Consider the following 14,433-nt stretch of genomic DNA (forward strand, 5'->3'; position numbering starts at 1 on the left):
CGAATTCTCGTACTTGGAAAGCGCGTCGGCTGAAGCAGAGTCCCTCACTGACACTCTGCGGACCACACCGACGCGCTCCCCTCGCTTGCCTCACGGCACGAGGGGTTTTTTGTTGCACTAAGACCAGGCAAACCCTCGTAAAACACCCGCAAAAACCCTCAGCTTCGAGAAGAGAATGCGATGACCGAGCAGGCCACCGGGGCCCACCATCCCCAGCCGCGGGCCCGTAACGGCGGATCGTCCGCCGCCACCGTTGAGCACGTCACGGGCGCGCAGTCCCTCATCCGGTCTCTTGAGGAGGTGGGGGCCGACACGGTATTCGGCATTCCCGGCGGCGCCATCCTTCCGGCGTACGACCCGATGATGGACTCCACCCGGGTCCGTCATGTGCTGGTCCGTCACGAGCAGGGCGCCGGACACGCCGCCACCGGCTACGCACAGGCCACCGGCAAGGTCGGAGTCTGCATGGCCACCTCCGGCCCGGGCGCCACCAACCTGGTCACGCCGATCGCCGACGCCCACATGGACTCCGTCCCGCTGGTCGCGATCACCGGCCAGGTCGCCTCCAAGGCCATCGGCACGGATGCCTTCCAGGAAGCCGACATCTGCGGCATCACGATGCCGGTCACCAAGCACAACTTCCTGGTCACCAAGGCCGAGGACATCCCGCACACCATCGCCGAGGCCTTCCACATCGCCTCCACCGGCCGTCCGGGCCCCGTCCTCGTCGACATCGCCAAGGACGCCCTGCAGGCGCAGACCACGTTCAGCTGGCCGCCCACCCAGGACCTGCCCGGCTACCGCCCGGTCACCAAGCCGCACGCCAAGCAGATCCGCGAAGCCGCCAAGCTGATCACTCAGGCCAAGCGCCCGGTGCTGTACGTCGGCGGCGGTGTCATCAAGGCGGGGGCCACCGCCGAACTGAAGGTTCTCGCAGAGCTCACCGGAGCGCCCGTCACCACCACACTGATGGCGCTCGGCGCATTCCCCGACAGCCACCCGCTGCACGTCGGAATGCCGGGCATGCACGGTTCGGTCACCGCCGTCACCGCGCTGCAGAAGGCCGACCTGATCGTCGCCCTCGGAGCCCGATTCGACGACCGCGTCACCGGCAAGCTGGACAGCTTCGCCCCGTACGCCAAGATCGTCCACGCCGACATCGACCCGGCCGAGATCGGCAAGAACCGCGCCGCGGACGTCCCGATCGTGGGCGATGCCCGCGAGGTCCTGGCCGACCTGGTCCAGGCCGTCCAGGCGGAGCACACCGAAGGTCACGTCGGTGAGGCCGCCCGGACGGGATATTCAGCCTGGTGGAAGGACCTCAACCGCTGGCGCGACACCTACCCGCTCGGCTACGACCTGCCCGAGGACGGCAGCCTCTCGCCGCAGCAGGTCATCCAGCGCATCGGTCAGCTCGCCCCCGAGGGCACGATCTTCGCGGCGGGCGTCGGCCAGCACCAGATGTGGGCCTCACACTTCATCCAGTACGAGCAGCCCGCCACCTGGCTGAACTCCGGCGGCGCCGGAACGATGGGTTACGCGGTCCCGGCCGCGATGGGTGCCAAGGCCGGCATGCCGGACCGTACGGTCTGGGCGATCGACGGCGACGGCTGCTTCCAGATGACCAACCAGGAACTCACCACCTGCGCGCTCAACAACATCCCGATCAAGGTCGCCATCATCAACAACGGGGCGCTCGGGATGGTCCGCCAGTGGCAGACCCTGTTCTACAACCAGCGGTACTCCAACACCGTGCTGCACTCCGGCGCCGACACCGAGGGCATCCCGGCGAAGGGCACCCGCGTCCCGGACTTCGTCAAGCTGTCCGAGGCCATGGGCTGCCACGCGATCCGCTGCGAGGACCCGGCCGACCTGGACAAGGTCATCGAAGAGGCCAATTCCATCAACGACCGCCCCGTCGTGATCGACTTCATCGTCCATGAGGACGCCATGGTGTGGCCGATGGTCGCCGCCGGCACCTCCAACGACGAGGTCATGGCCGCCCGCGGGGTCCGCCCCGACTTCGGCGACAACGAAGACGACTGAGAGACAGAGAGAGACCGACTCCATGTCCACCAAGCACACGCTCTCCGTCCTGGTCGAGAACAAGCCCGGTGTCCTTGCCCGGATCACCGCACTGTTCTCCCGCCGCGGCTTCAACATCGACTCGCTCGCGGTCGGTACCACCGAACACCCCGACATCTCGCGCATCACCATCGTCGTCAATGTCGAGGACCTGCCTCTTGAGCAGGTGACCAAACAGCTCAACAAGCTGGTGAACGTCCTGAAGATCGTCGAACTCGAGCCGTCCGCTGCGATCCAGCGTGAGCTCGTCCTGGTGAAGGTCCGCGCCGACAACGAGACCCGCTCCCAGATCGTCGAGATCGTCCAGCTGTTCCGCGCCAAGACCGTGGACGTCTCCCCCGAGGCCGTCACGATCGAGGCGACCGGCGGCGCCGACAAGCTGGAGGCCATGCTCAAGATGCTGGAGCAGTACGGCATCAAGGAGCTGGTCCAGTCCGGCACCATCGCCATAGGGCGCGGCGCGCGCTCGATCACCGACCGTTCGCTGCGCGCCCTCGACCGTTCGGCCTAGGCACCGCCACTTCGCCGCTCGTATGGCGAGACCCGAAAACGTATCTGACGCACCCCGCCGTACGGTGGGACGCAACACCTGCACACCAAGGAGAGACCCAGTGGCCGAGCTGTTCTACGACGACGATGCCGACCTGTCCATCATCCAGGGCCGCAAGGTCGCGGTCATCGGCTACGGCAGCCAGGGCCACGCCCACGCGCTGTCGCTGCGCGACTCGGGTGTCGACGTCCGTGTCGGTCTGCACGAGGGCTCCAAGTCCAAGGCCAAGGCCGAGGAGCAGGGCCTGCGCGTGGTGACCCCGTCCGAGGCCGCCGCCGAGGCCGACGTCATCATGATCCTGGTTCCGGACCCGATCCAGGCGCAGGTCTACGAGGAGTCCATCAAGGACAACCTCAAGGACGGCGACGCGCTGTTCTTCGGCCACGGCCTGAACATCCGCTTCGACTTCATCAAGCCGCCGGCCAATGTCGACGTCTGCATGGTCGCCCCGAAGGGCCCGGGCCACCTCGTCCGCCGTCAGTACGAGGAGGGCCGCGGCGTTCCGTGCATCGTGGCCGTCGAGCAGGACGCCTCGGGCAACGGCCTGGCGCTCGCCCTGTCGTACGCGAAGGGCATCGGCGGCACCCGCGCCGGCGTCATCAAGACGACCTTCACCGAGGAGACCGAGACCGACCTGTTCGGTGAGCAGGCCGTCCTCTGCGGTGGCACCGCCGCCCTGGTCAAGGCCGGTTTCGAGACCCTGACCGAGGCCGGTTACCAGCCGGAGATCGCGTACTTCGAGTGCCTGCACGAGCTGAAGCTCATCGTGGACCTCATGTACGAGGGCGGCCTGGAGAAGATGCGCTGGTCCATCTCGGAGACCGCCGAGTGGGGCGACTACGTCACCGGCCCGCGGATCATCACGGACGCCACCAAGGCCGAGATGAAGAAGGTCCTCGCGGAGATCCAGGACGGCACCTTCGCCAAGAACTGGATGGCCGAGTACCACAACGGTCTGCCCAAGTACAACGAGTACAAGAAGGCGGACAGCGACCACCTCCTGGAGACCACCGGCCGTGAGCTGCGCAAGCTCATGAGCTGGGTCAACGACGAGGACGCGTAACCCATTCGCCCCGGGGGCGGGTTTCCTGACCCGCCCCCGCGGTGTTTCCCCTGCTTCACCGCTGGAAGAGGCGGCGTCGTACGTGTGTACAAGTCGTCCACCCCCGTGTGGGTGATCCTTCCATCGGGGCGCAGTATGCGTCCTGGCGCATGACTACACTTCTCCACACATACACGCGTCAGGCCCACAGTGTCGTGCGTCTTCCACGCGGCAAGCCCCTCCACCGCCTGCGGCCGTCGGGACGGCCGTCCGCACTGGACTTGTGAGGACTCACGTGAGCTCGAAACCTGTCGTACTCATCGCTGAAGAGCTGTCGCCTGCCACGGTTGACGCACTGGGTCCGGATTTCGAAATCCGGCACTGCAACGGCGCGGACCGCGCCGAGCTCCTCCCCGCGATCACCGATGTCGACGCCATCCTGGTGCGCTCCGCCACCAAGGTCGACGCCGAGGCCATCGCCGCCGCGAAGAAGCTGAAGGTCGTCGCCCGCGCGGGCGTCGGTCTGGACAACGTCGACGTCTCCGCCGCCACCAAGGCCGGCGTGATGGTCGTCAACGCACCGACCTCCAACATCGTGACCGCCGCCGAGCTGGCCTGCGGTCTGCTGGTCGCCACCGCGCGCAACATCCCGCAGGCCAACACCGCCCTCAAGAACGGCGAGTGGAAGCGCTCCAAGTACACCGGCGTCGAGCTGAGCGAGAAGATTCTCGGCGTCGTCGGCCTCGGCCGCATCGGTGTCCTGGTCGCTCAGCGCATGTCGGCCTTCGGCATGAAGATCGTCGCGTACGACCCCTATGTGCAGCCCGCGCGTGCCGCCCAGATGGGCGTCAAGCTCCTTACGCTGGACGAGCTGCTCGAGGTCGCCGACTTCATCACCGTGCATCTGCCCAAGACCCCCGAGACGCTGGGCCTGATCGGCGACGAGGCACTGCACAAGGTGAAGCCCTCGGTGCGTATCGTCAACGCCGCGCGCGGTGGCATCGTCGACGAGGAGGCGCTCGCCACCGCCCTCAAGGAGGGCCGGGTTGCCGGCGCCGGTCTCGACGTGTACACGAAGGAGCCCTGCACGGACTCCCCGCTGTTCGAGTTCGACCAGGTCGTCTGCACCCCGCACCTCGGCGCCTCCACCGACGAGGCCCAGGAGAAGGCGGGCATCGCGGTCGCCAGGTCCGTGCGCCTCGCCCTCGCCGGTGAGCTCGTGCCGGACGCCGTCAACGTCCAGGGCGGTGTGATCGCCGAGGACGTACGCCCGGGCCTGCCGCTCGCCGAGAAGCTCGGCCGGATCTTCACGGCGCTCGCCGGCGAGGTCGCGGTCCGCCTCGACGTCGAGGTGTACGGCGAGATCACCCAGCACGACGTCAAGGTGCTCGAACTCTCCGCGCTCAAGGGCGTCTTCGAGGACGTGGTCGACGAGACCGTGTCGTATGTGAATGCCCCGCTCTTCGCGCAGGAGCGCGGTGTCGAGGTCCGCCTCACCACCAGCTCCGAGTCGCCGGACCACCGCAACGTGGTCACCGTCCGCGGCACGCTCTCCGGCGGCGAGGAGGTCGCGGTCTCCGGCACGCTGGCCGGCCCCAAGCACCTCCAGAAGATCGTAGCCGTCGGCGAGTACGACGTGGACCTGGCGCTGGCCGACCACATGGTGGTGCTGCGCTACGAGGACCGTCCCGGTGTCGTCGGCACGGTCGGCCGGATCCTCGGCGAGGCCGGTCTGAACATCGCGGGCATGCAGGTCTCGCGGACGGACGCGGGCGGCGAGGCGCTGGTCGTGCTCACCGTCGACGACGACGTCCCGGCGTCGGTGCTCACCGAGATCTCCACGGAGATCGGTGCCGCATCGGCCCGTACGGTGAACCTGACCGACTGACGGCCTCAGGGCCTCGCGTACCCGGCATCTAGACGTGCGTCTTACACAAACGTCTGCATGCCGGGTACGCTGCTTTCATGGGACACCGTGAGGATCTGCTCGAAGGCGCCAAGCGCTGCCTGCTGGAGAAGGGATACGCCCGGACGACGGCGCGCGACATCGTGGCCGCCTCCGGTACGAACCTCGCCTCCATCGGCTACCACTACGGCTCCAAGGAGGCCCTGCTCAACCTCGCCTTCCTCAAGGTGACGGAGGAGTGGGGCGATGCGCTCACCGAGCGGCCGGACGTGGACGCGGACGGCGGCGACGGGTCCCGGTCGCCGCTCGACCAGTTCCGCGACGCCTGGGAGCGGGTGATCGACAGCTATGGGAAGACCCGGTCCGTCTGGCAGCTCCAGATGGAGGTCGTCTCCCGGATCGACCAGGACCCGGAGCTGCAGAAGGCCCTGGCGGGCCCGCAGCGCGAGGGGCGTGACGGGCTCGCCGAGAACATGCTCGGCATCGACCCGGAGACGGACCCGGAGAAGGCGCGGGTGGCCGGGCTGTTCTGCCAGGCGCTGCTCGCGGGTGTGATGGTGCAGTGGCTGATGGACAGTGAATCGGCGCCGTCCGCGCAGGATCTGACGGACGGTCTGAAGGCGGTGCTCGAAGGGCGGGTGCGGTAGGAAGGGCCTGGAGTCGGCGTCCGGGCCGGGTCGAGTGCCCGGGGTCCGGGGCGACGGCTGCGCCCTCGAACGCCGACGGGCTGATGGGGAATCTCGGATGCGTCGGGCTACGTGGCGGCGCGCGGGATCAGAGCCGCGCGCCCTTGAGTGCCATGTGCAGCAGCAGCCGGTCCTCGCCGTCGTTGAGATCGAGGCCGGTGAGCTGCTGGACCCGGGAGAGCCGGTAGTAGAGCGTCTGGCGGTGGATGCCGAGTGCGGTGGCCGTGCGGGACGCCTGGCCCGCGCAGTCGAGGAACGCCTCGGCGGTGCGGGCCAGATCCTTGTGCGGCGGGGTGAGCAGGGCGCGGACCGCGGGATCCGCGGCCGCTTCTGCGGGGAGCGCGGTCAGCAGCCGGTACGGGCCGATCGCCGACCATTCGGTGACCGGGCCGAAGCGGGACTCGGCCGCCGCCGCGCGGGCCGCGGCCGACGCCTCGTGCCAGGCTTCCGCCAGGTCCGCCAGGCCGCGGCGGGGCACCGCGACCCCGGCGGTGGCGTACCCGCCCGCGGAGGAACGCAGCCGGTCCGCAGCGGTGAGCGCCGGGTCGAGGACATCGCTGGAGCGCAGCCGGATCAGCGCGGCCAGCGAGGGGCCCCCGGCGGCCCCGGGAGCCGGGACCGAGGTCAGTGCCGATGCCGAGGACACCGTACGGACCGATGGCGGATCGTCGGTCCACGGGGTCACGCACACCACCGTGTGCAGGCCCTCCGCGTCCCGGCCCAGTGCCTCGTGCAGCGCGGCCACCGCCATGTCGCGCTGCCAGCCCCGCCCGGCGGTGAGGACCGCACCGAACTCCCGGGACAGATCCGTGCCCGCCCGCGCCTCGTCGGAGAGCAGCCCCCCGATCCGGGCCGCCACCTCCATCGCCGCCTGCAGCTGCTCGTCGGTCGGCCCGGGGTCCGCATCGAGCAGCCATACGTAACCGAGCACGACACCCCGATGGCGTACCGGCAGGCAGATGCGGCCCCTGAACACCCCGGCCTCCGGGGCGGCCGGAATGCGGACCGGGCCGGTGGCGCGGGCGATGCCGAAGCCCTCGAACCAGGCGCGGACCGCGGGCGTGGAGCGCCGGGTCAGGATCGAGCGGGTGCGGACCGGGTCCATCGCCGTGTCGTCGTCGCTGTCGTGGGCACCGAAGGCGACCAGGCCGAAGTCCCGGTTCTCCAGCGTCGCGGGGGCGCCGAGCAGCCCGGAGATCTCGTCGACCAGCTCCTGGTAATCGCCCTTCACCCGGCCATTCTCGCACCCCTTCAGACATATGTCTGAGATCCCGTGAATGGATGCGTGACAGCTGTCGATGGCACACCATCGGAGGGATCCTTAGATTTCACGGTGGTTCTCCGTGCTGTACCGCTCTGTTCCTTATCTGCCGGTACGGCCTTCGTTCGTACTTTCCGTGGAGGTGCCCCGTGCTGGGTCCCGTGATTCTCGCCGCGTCCCGCAGCGACAAGATGCGCCGTTTCATCTCGGCCGCACCTGGCACCAAGCAGGTCGTCGACCGGTTCATCGCCGGTGAGACCGTCGACCAGGTCGTCCCGATCATCGAGGACGCCGCCGACAAGGGACTCGAAGTCACCCTCGACGTGGTCGGCGAGGACATCACCACGCCTGAGCAGGCTGCCGCCGCCCGCGATGCCTACCTCGAACTGATCGAGCGCCTCAAAAACCTGGGCCTGGGCACCAAGGCCGAGATGTCCGTCAAGCTGTCCATGTTCGGCCAGGCGCTGGACGGCGGCCACGAGCTGGCGCTCGCCAACGTCCGCCCGGTCGTCGAGGCCGCTGCCGCGATCGGTACCACGGTCACGCTGGACGCCGAGGACCACACCACCCTCGACTCGATGTTCGCCATCCACGAGGAGCTGCGGAAGGACTTCCCGCAGACCGGCTGTGTGATCCAGGCGTACTTGTTCCGCACCGAGGAGGACGCCCGCCGCCTGGCCGCCGCCGGCAGCCGCGTCCGCATCGTGAAGGGCGCCTACAAGGAGCCCGCCTCCGTCGCGTACCAGGACAAGGCCGAGATCGACAAGGCGTACGTCCGCATCCTGAAGACCCTGATGGAGGGCGAGGGCTACCCGATGATCGGGTCGCACGACCCGCGTCTGATCGCCATCGCCCAGGAGCTGGCCCGGAAGGCCGGGCGCAAGCTGGACGAGTACGAGTTCCAGATGCTGTACGGCATCCGCAGCGACGAGCACATCCGGCTCGCGGCCGAGGGCCACCGGATGCGCGTGTACACCGCGTACGGCACCGACTGGTACGGCTACTTCATGCGCCGCCTCGCGGAGAAGCCGGCGAACCTGCTGTTCTTCGGCCGCTCCATCCTCACCAAGGGCTGACCTGCCCGGCTGACCCCCACCCCCTGACACAAGGAGACAAGGCACTCATGGACGCTGTTACTCAGGTCCCCGCGCCGGTCAACGAGCCGGTCCACTCCTACGCCCCGGGTTCCCCGGAGCGCGCCCGCCTGGAGGCGAAGCTCAAGGAGCTCAGCCAGAACCCGATCGACCTTCCGATGACCATCGGTGGCGAGAAGCGGATGGGCGGCGGCGAGCGTTTCGACGTCGTACAGCCGCACAACCACAAGGCCGTCATCGGTACGTTCGCCGGCGCCACGCAGCAGGACGCCCAGGACGCGATCGACGCCGCGCTGGCCGCCGCCCCGGCCTGGCGCGCGATGTCCTTCGACGACCGCGCGGCGATCATCCTGCGCGCCGCCGAGCTGCTGTCCGGCCCCTGGCGCGAGACGCTGGCCGCATCCACGATGCTCGGCCAGTCGAAGACCGCCCAGCAGGCCGAGATCGACACTCCCTGTGAGCTCGTGGACTTCTGGCGCTTCAACGTGCACTACGCGCGCCAGATCCTGGCCGAGCAGCCCCCGGCCAACTCGCCGGGCGTGTGGAACCGCATGGACCACCGCCCGCTGGAGGGCTTCGTCTACGCGATCACGCCGTTCAACTTCACGGCCATCGCGGGCAACCTGCCCACCGCCCCCGCCCTCATGGGCAACGTCGTGGTGTGGAAGCCGTCCCCGACGCAGACCCACGCCGCCGTGCTGCTGATGCAGCTCCTGGAAGAGGCGGGTCTGCCCAAGGGTGTCATCAACCTGGTGACCGGTGACGGCATCGCCGTCTCCGAGGTGGCCCTGAACCACCGCGACCTGGCCGGTATCCACTTCACCGGTTCGACCCCCACCTTCCAGCACCTGTGGAAGACGGTCGGCAACAACATCGCCAACTACCGCACCTACCCGCGGCTCGTCGGCGAGACCGGCGGCAAGGACTTCGTCGTCGCCCACCCGTCGGCCGACCACGCCGTGCTGAAGACCGCGCTCACCCGCGGCTCCTTCGAGTTCCAGGGCCAGAAGTGCTCGGCTTCCTCCCGTGCGTACGTCCCGGCCTCCATCTGGAACTCCGGTTTCAAGGAGAAGTTCGCGGCAGAGGTCGACTCCATCACCATGGGTGACGTCACCGACCTGTCGAACTTCATCGGTGCCGTCATCGACGAGCGCTCGTTCGCCAAGAACAAGGCCGCGATCGACCGCGCCAAGTCCGACCCGTCCTGCACGATCATCGCGGGCGGCACGTACGACGACTCGGTGGGCTACTTCGTCCGCCCGACCGTCATCGAGTGCAGCGACTCTTCGAACGAGGTCTTCACGACCGAGTACTTCGGCCCGATCCTCGCCGTGCACGTCTACGAGGACGACAAGTACGACGAGATGCTGGAGCAGATGGAGTCGGTCTCCGACTACGCGCTGACCGGTTCCGTCATCGCGGGCGACCGCGCCGCGGCCGCGCACACGATGGAGAAGCTGCGGTACGCCGCGGGCAACTTCTACATCAACGACAAGTCGACCGGTGCCGTCGTCGGCCAGCAGCCCTTCGGTGGCGGCCGTGCCTCGGGTACGAACGACAAGGCGGGCGCCCCGCAGAACCTGCAGCGCTGGACCCTGACCCGGGCCATCAAGGAGACGCTGGTTCCGCCGACCGACTACACCTACCCCCACCAGGGCTGACGCCGCCCGGGGCGCCGCACCCCCGGCGCCCCGCCACGAATTCCGCCTCCCGCCCGGTTCCCCTGCCGGCCGGGAGGCGGTTTCCATTCCGGGGCCGTCCCTCAGTCGAAGCTCATCGTCGCCCCTCCAGCCGGGCCGCTGTCCGCGGGCTCCCTGCTCATGAACAGTAGGGGCGCCCACCGACAACGGCCCGGACCGACGGGTGAGCCGGTGGGCCGGAGGGTGCGGTCCGCTACCGGTTCAGCGGTCGCACGAGGTGCGGCCCGGGGCCCAGCGGCAGGCCACCGCGGCGAAGCCGCCGTCGGCAACCACATCCACCGGCAGCGTGTCGCCGCCCCGTACCGCGCGGGCCGTGCGGACCAGCCCCGTCGGCCCGTCCGTCACCGTTTCGACCAGCCACCGGCCGGCCCCGATCCGCAGGGGCACCTCGGCGGTGTGCGCCGTGCCCGCGAACGTACCGCCGATGAACCAGCGGCTGCCGTTGCGGCGGGCCAGGACCGCGCTGCTTCCGGGCTCACCCGCCAGCAGCCGGGTGTCGTCCCAGGCGTCCGGCAGCTGCTCCAGGAAGTGCCGGGCCACCGGGCGGGCTTCGTACGACTCGGGGGTGCCGGCCAGGTTCTGGACCCCGGACTCGTACAGCACCGACAGGCCCAGCTCACCCGCGTCGGACGCGGCGTTGGGCCGGTTCGGGCGATGGAAGGCGCCGGGGGTGAAGTCCATGGAGCCGATCACGTTCCGGGTGAACGGGAGCGTGGTCAGATGCTGGGCGGTGTTCGTCCTCTTCTCCTCGCCGTTGACGCCCTCCAGCGACATGACGTGCGGCCAGGTGCGCTGGATGCCCTTGGGGATCGTGGAGCCGTGGAAGTTGACCAGGAGGTGGTGGGCCGCCGTCTCGGGGAGGATCTTGTCGTACCACTGGAACGTCTCCTGCGCCTCCGAGTCCATGAAGTCGATCTTCACTCCCTTGACGCCCCACTTCTCCAGCGTGGGCAGCCACTGGGCGCGCTCCTCGGCGGTGTCCAGGTCGCGGTGGTGGATCCAGACCTGGATTCCGACGCCGCGCTCCCTGCCGTAGCGCACCAGCTCCGGAATCCAGCTGTGCGACTGCCAGCCGGGATCGGTGACGTCCCACTGGTCCGGGTCGAAGTACCAGCCCGCGTCGACGACGGTGTACGGCCAGTGGCGGGCGGCCGCATAGTCGACGTACCCCTTCTGCATCTCCAGGCTCTGGCCCGCCGGACGCCCGCCCGCCAGCCAGGTCCACAGGGCCCGGCCCGGCTTGATCCAGGAGGTGTCGCGAACCTTGGAGGCCGGGGCGAGATCGTCCGTGAAGGTGGACTCGGTGACGGTCGCCAGGTCGCCGGTGACCACGGCGCGCCAAGGCGTGGTGAGCGCGCCCTTCACCTGGACCTGCTCGTCCCAGAGCTTGACGTGGTAGGTGGGGGATCCGGTGTCGTGGACCAGGCGGGCCCCGGCGTAACTGCCGGTGAGGTCGGACTCGGCGACCAGGGCGTAGCCGCCTGCGGTACGGAACAGCCCCTGCATCATGTACTCACCGGCCGGGGCGCCCGTGGCGGAGTACGCGTTGAAGAGGTTCTCGTTGTCCTTGCGGTAGTTGCCGAGCCAGGCGGACGCACCCTCGGGCAGGGTGAACGCGGAGGCCTCGCGCAGGACGTTGCCCGTGTCACCGGGCAGGACGTAGCGGTAGGCGACACCGTCGGCGGAGGCCCGGACGAGCAGATCGAGCCGGGCGCCCGCGGCGGTACGGAAGCGGAAGCGCGATTCACGCATGTGGACGGCGCGGCTCCGGGTCTTGCCCGCGCCCGTGCGGTAGTGCTCGTCCACCGAGCGGTCGCTGCGGCCGAGGAACCCCAGCCCCGAGGTGAGGTCGGCCCGCTCGGTCACGATCCCCACGGGTGACGGGGCGATGACCGTCCCGCCTTCCCGGGACACCGTCAGGCTCAGTGATCCGGTCGCCCGGTCGAGCCGCAGCTCCGCGCGGGGCCCGTCGGGCTTGTCCCGTACCGTCCAGGCGCTCTCCTCGGCGCGCGCGCCGGCCGCCGTCAGCAGTGTCGACGCGAGCGCGCCGCACAGGACCACCGACAGCGTTCCGATACGGGTTCTCCATGGCTTGTGCAGTGACACGATTTCTCCCAGTCCACAGGCTCATCGTTCACAGACCTGACCATTGGTCCGATGACTGGGAGGATGATGGTGGGGCGATGGGGCGTCAAGGTCTTTGACGGCAAATACGTCGGGTCAATGGAGGAGGGAGGAGGAGTCGTCCTGGATCTCCTACTGTGTCCCCGTTCAGCTCCAGCCGTGCACGATCAGCGAAAGGCCGACCGTGAAGCTGCCGCCCAGCAGGATCAGATAGCGGCCGTAATGGCGACGGTGACGGCGCATCAGCAGTCCGAAGGCGGCGAAGCCGAGCCCCACCGTGAGGGTCCGGGAGCCGCGTGCCGCAGCCGATGCGGTGAGCCGGTCGAGCGCGGGGACTCCGGCGCGGCCCGCCTCGGCGCCGTACACCTTGAAGGGGATGCCGTTCCACGGCTGGTGGCGAACAGCGGACGCACCCTCCAGGGCCGGCTCGCTGCGGACCTCGGCGCGCATCCGGTCCGTGGTCAGCGGTGCAGGCGACTGCACGCCCGCGGAAGCCGGTTGGAGAGCGAGCAGGCCACCGGCCAGACTGCCGACGAGTGCGCCCAGCGACATCTTCAGTGCCACTCGCGGCACCGCCACACAGACCGCGCCCAGCAACAGCTCCGGCATCAACGGCCAGCTCAGCGCCTCCGCCAGCGCCGAGACGAACGCCAGCAGTACGCCCCAGCGCGAGGTCACGGCCGACGCCACCCGGCGCCGCGTCGCGGAGTCCCTCAGCGGCTCGGCGACCGTACGCGAGTGCAGCGCAACCACCGCGTCACGGGCCTCCTGGGGCGTGACCGCCGACGGCAGCGGGTCACCGATCGACACTCGCACCAGCGCCGAGCGCAGCCGGCCGTGCTTGGGCAGCAGTCGGTCCGTGCCCGCGATCCCCGCCGGCACGACCGGGACACCCGCCTGCCCGGCGAGGACCAGTGCGCCCCGGTGGAAGGAGCCCAGCGCGCCGTTCCTGCCCCGGGTGCCCTCCGGGAACAGGACAACCGCCCGGCCGGACCGCAGCTCGTCCGCCATGGACAGCAGGTCGTCCATGCCGCCGCCGCTGCGCCGCACCGGGAACCCGGCCGCGAGCCTGCGGCAGATCCGCCGCCGCCACGGCGAGGCGAACCAGTAGTCGGCCGCCGCGCCGATCGCCGGGGTGTGCCGGGCATCGAGCGCGGCGAGGAGCGCCGCCGTGTCCGCGTGCGAGGAGTGGTTGGCGACGACGTGCTGTGAGCGGGCGGTGGGCGACCGGAGGACCGCCGCCGGGGGTGTCCGCCCGCCCCGGGGCCCGACCGGCGGACCGGGGTCGGTCGAGGCCGAGGACGACGGAGCGGTGCTCTCGATGGTGTCCCATGGTCTCGGTACGGCGATCCTGCCGGAGCCCTCACTCGAAGGAGCACCGGACACGGTCGAGATCACGGCTCTCGGGCCGGAGCGGCCGACGCGTTCGGTCGGCTGTGTCACCACGCCTGAGCAGGCACAATCGCTCGCTGCCCGGGCCCTGATCCGGGAACTGAGGGCGGGCGGCCGTAAACCTCCGTCTCAGATAGTAGGAAGTCCGAGTAATTGTGGAGACAGACCGGCCGAGCTGTCCTAGCTTTGTAGAAGCCGAACGTCTCGCTAGATCCAGCGACTGGCGGTCGTGAGTGTGCGCTCCTGTGCAGGCAACCCCTGCGGCGCCCGCTCCCCGCCCCTTCCGGCGCCTCGAAATCCCGATCTCGAAATCACGTTCACGATTTTTTCGATCTCGAAATCCTCGCGATCTCAAGGAGTCGATCCACCATGGCCGAGACGACTGTCCGCCGAGTCCGCCACACCCACCGCCCGACCGAGTCGGAGCGCCAGAATGCCGCCGCCGCCCTGCAGCGGGCCCTCGACCGCAGGGACAACGGCGGCTCCACGGGCCACTGAGGCCGGGGGGGGGGGGGGGGGGGGGGGGGGGGGGGGGGGGGGGGGGGGGGGGGGGGGGGGGGGGGGGGGGGGGGGGGGGGGGGGGGGGGGGGGGG

12 protein-coding genes are annotated in these 14,433 nt (G+C 69.6%); 9 read left to right on the forward strand and 3 right to left on the reverse strand.

The annotated features are described in order from the left end of the window. Positions 1 to 180 precede the first annotated feature (180 nt). The 5 genes from ACZ7IB_RS39665 to ACZ7IB_RS39685 all read left to right on the forward strand — a co-directional run bounded on the left by ACZ7IB_RS39665 (position 181) and on the right by ACZ7IB_RS39685 (position 6,230). Positions 181 to 2,046, forward strand: coding sequence for an acetolactate synthase large subunit (locus ACZ7IB_RS39665; protein ID WP_470919449.1), 1,866 nt, complete (start codon positions 181 to 183; stop codon positions 2,044 to 2,046). A 22-nt stretch (positions 2,047 to 2,068) separates the two neighbouring features. Further along, on the forward strand, positions 2,069 to 2,596 hold the full coding sequence (gene ilvN / locus ACZ7IB_RS39670) for an acetolactate synthase small subunit (RefSeq protein ID WP_018102507.1): 528 nt from the start codon (positions 2,069 to 2,071) through the stop codon (positions 2,594 to 2,596). Between the two features lie 100 nt (positions 2,597 to 2,696). After that, the gene (ilvC, locus tag ACZ7IB_RS39675) at positions 2,697 to 3,698 is read left to right on the forward strand and encodes a ketol-acid reductoisomerase (protein ID WP_037690024.1); all 1,002 of its coding nucleotides are present in this window, start codon (positions 2,697 to 2,699) and stop codon (positions 3,696 to 3,698) included. A gap of 274 nt (positions 3,699 to 3,972) precedes the next feature. Continuing rightward, positions 3,973 to 5,565: a phosphoglycerate dehydrogenase gene (gene serA, locus ACZ7IB_RS39680; protein WP_470919451.1), complete on the forward strand. Its 1,593-nt coding sequence runs from the start codon at positions 3,973 to 3,975 to the stop codon at positions 5,563 to 5,565. A gap of 77 nt (positions 5,566 to 5,642) precedes the next feature. Then, positions 5,643 to 6,230 carry a TetR/AcrR family transcriptional regulator gene (locus ACZ7IB_RS39685; RefSeq protein ID WP_405684335.1) on the forward strand — a complete coding sequence of 196 codons (588 nt, stop codon included), beginning with the start codon at positions 5,643 to 5,645 and terminating at the stop codon, positions 6,228 to 6,230. 127 nt (positions 6,231 to 6,357) lie between these two features. Here ACZ7IB_RS39685 and ACZ7IB_RS39690 read toward each other — a convergent pair whose 3' ends face one another. Next, the gene (locus ACZ7IB_RS39690; protein ID WP_470919452.1) at positions 6,358 to 7,500 is read right to left on the reverse strand and encodes a PucR family transcriptional regulator; all 1,143 of its coding nucleotides are present in this window, start codon (positions 7,498 to 7,500) and stop codon (positions 6,358 to 6,360) included. A 179-nt stretch (positions 7,501 to 7,679) separates the two neighbouring features. Between ACZ7IB_RS39690 and ACZ7IB_RS39695 the strand changes: the two genes are divergently transcribed. Together ACZ7IB_RS39695 and pruA are read left to right on the forward strand one after the other, a co-directional pair. Next, positions 7,680 to 8,606 (forward strand): proline dehydrogenase family protein, encoded by a 927-nt coding sequence (locus ACZ7IB_RS39695; RefSeq protein ID WP_470919453.1) that lies wholly within the window; start codon positions 7,680 to 7,682, stop codon positions 8,604 to 8,606. 47 nt (positions 8,607 to 8,653) lie between these two features. Then, the gene (gene pruA, locus ACZ7IB_RS39700) at positions 8,654 to 10,285 is read left to right on the forward strand and encodes an L-glutamate gamma-semialdehyde dehydrogenase (RefSeq protein WP_470919455.1); all 1,632 of its coding nucleotides are present in this window, start codon (positions 8,654 to 8,656) and stop codon (positions 10,283 to 10,285) included. A gap of 240 nt (positions 10,286 to 10,525) precedes the next feature. Here pruA and ACZ7IB_RS39705 read toward each other — a convergent pair whose 3' ends face one another. Together ACZ7IB_RS39705 and ACZ7IB_RS39710 are read right to left on the reverse strand one after the other, a co-directional pair. Further along, entirely contained in the window at positions 10,526 to 12,430 is a 1,905-nt protein-coding gene (locus ACZ7IB_RS39705) for a glycoside hydrolase family 97 protein (protein ID WP_470919456.1), read from the reverse strand. Positions 12,431 to 12,595: 165 nt separating this feature from the next. Beyond that, positions 12,596 to 13,771 carry a 1-acyl-sn-glycerol-3-phosphate acyltransferase gene (locus ACZ7IB_RS39710; RefSeq protein WP_470919464.1) on the reverse strand — a complete coding sequence of 392 codons (1,176 nt, stop codon included), beginning with the start codon at positions 13,769 to 13,771 and terminating at the stop codon, positions 12,596 to 12,598. Between ACZ7IB_RS39710 and ACZ7IB_RS39715 the strand changes: the two genes are divergently transcribed. Next, positions 13,668 to 14,024, forward strand: a complete 357-nt coding sequence (locus ACZ7IB_RS39715; RefSeq protein WP_470919458.1) for a LysR family transcriptional regulator substrate-binding protein — start codon at positions 13,668 to 13,670, stop codon at positions 14,022 to 14,024. The genes ACZ7IB_RS39710 and ACZ7IB_RS39715 overlap by 104 nt on opposite strands. A 185-nt stretch (positions 14,025 to 14,209) precedes the next feature. Beyond that, complete coding sequence (locus ACZ7IB_RS39720; RefSeq protein ID WP_093772350.1) at positions 14,210 to 14,338, forward strand: hypothetical protein; 129 nt, start codon at positions 14,210 to 14,212, stop codon at positions 14,336 to 14,338. The last annotated feature ends 95 nt before the right edge of the window (positions 14,339 to 14,433 follow it).

Source organism: Streptomyces sp. NPDC037301 (assembly GCF_055602785.1).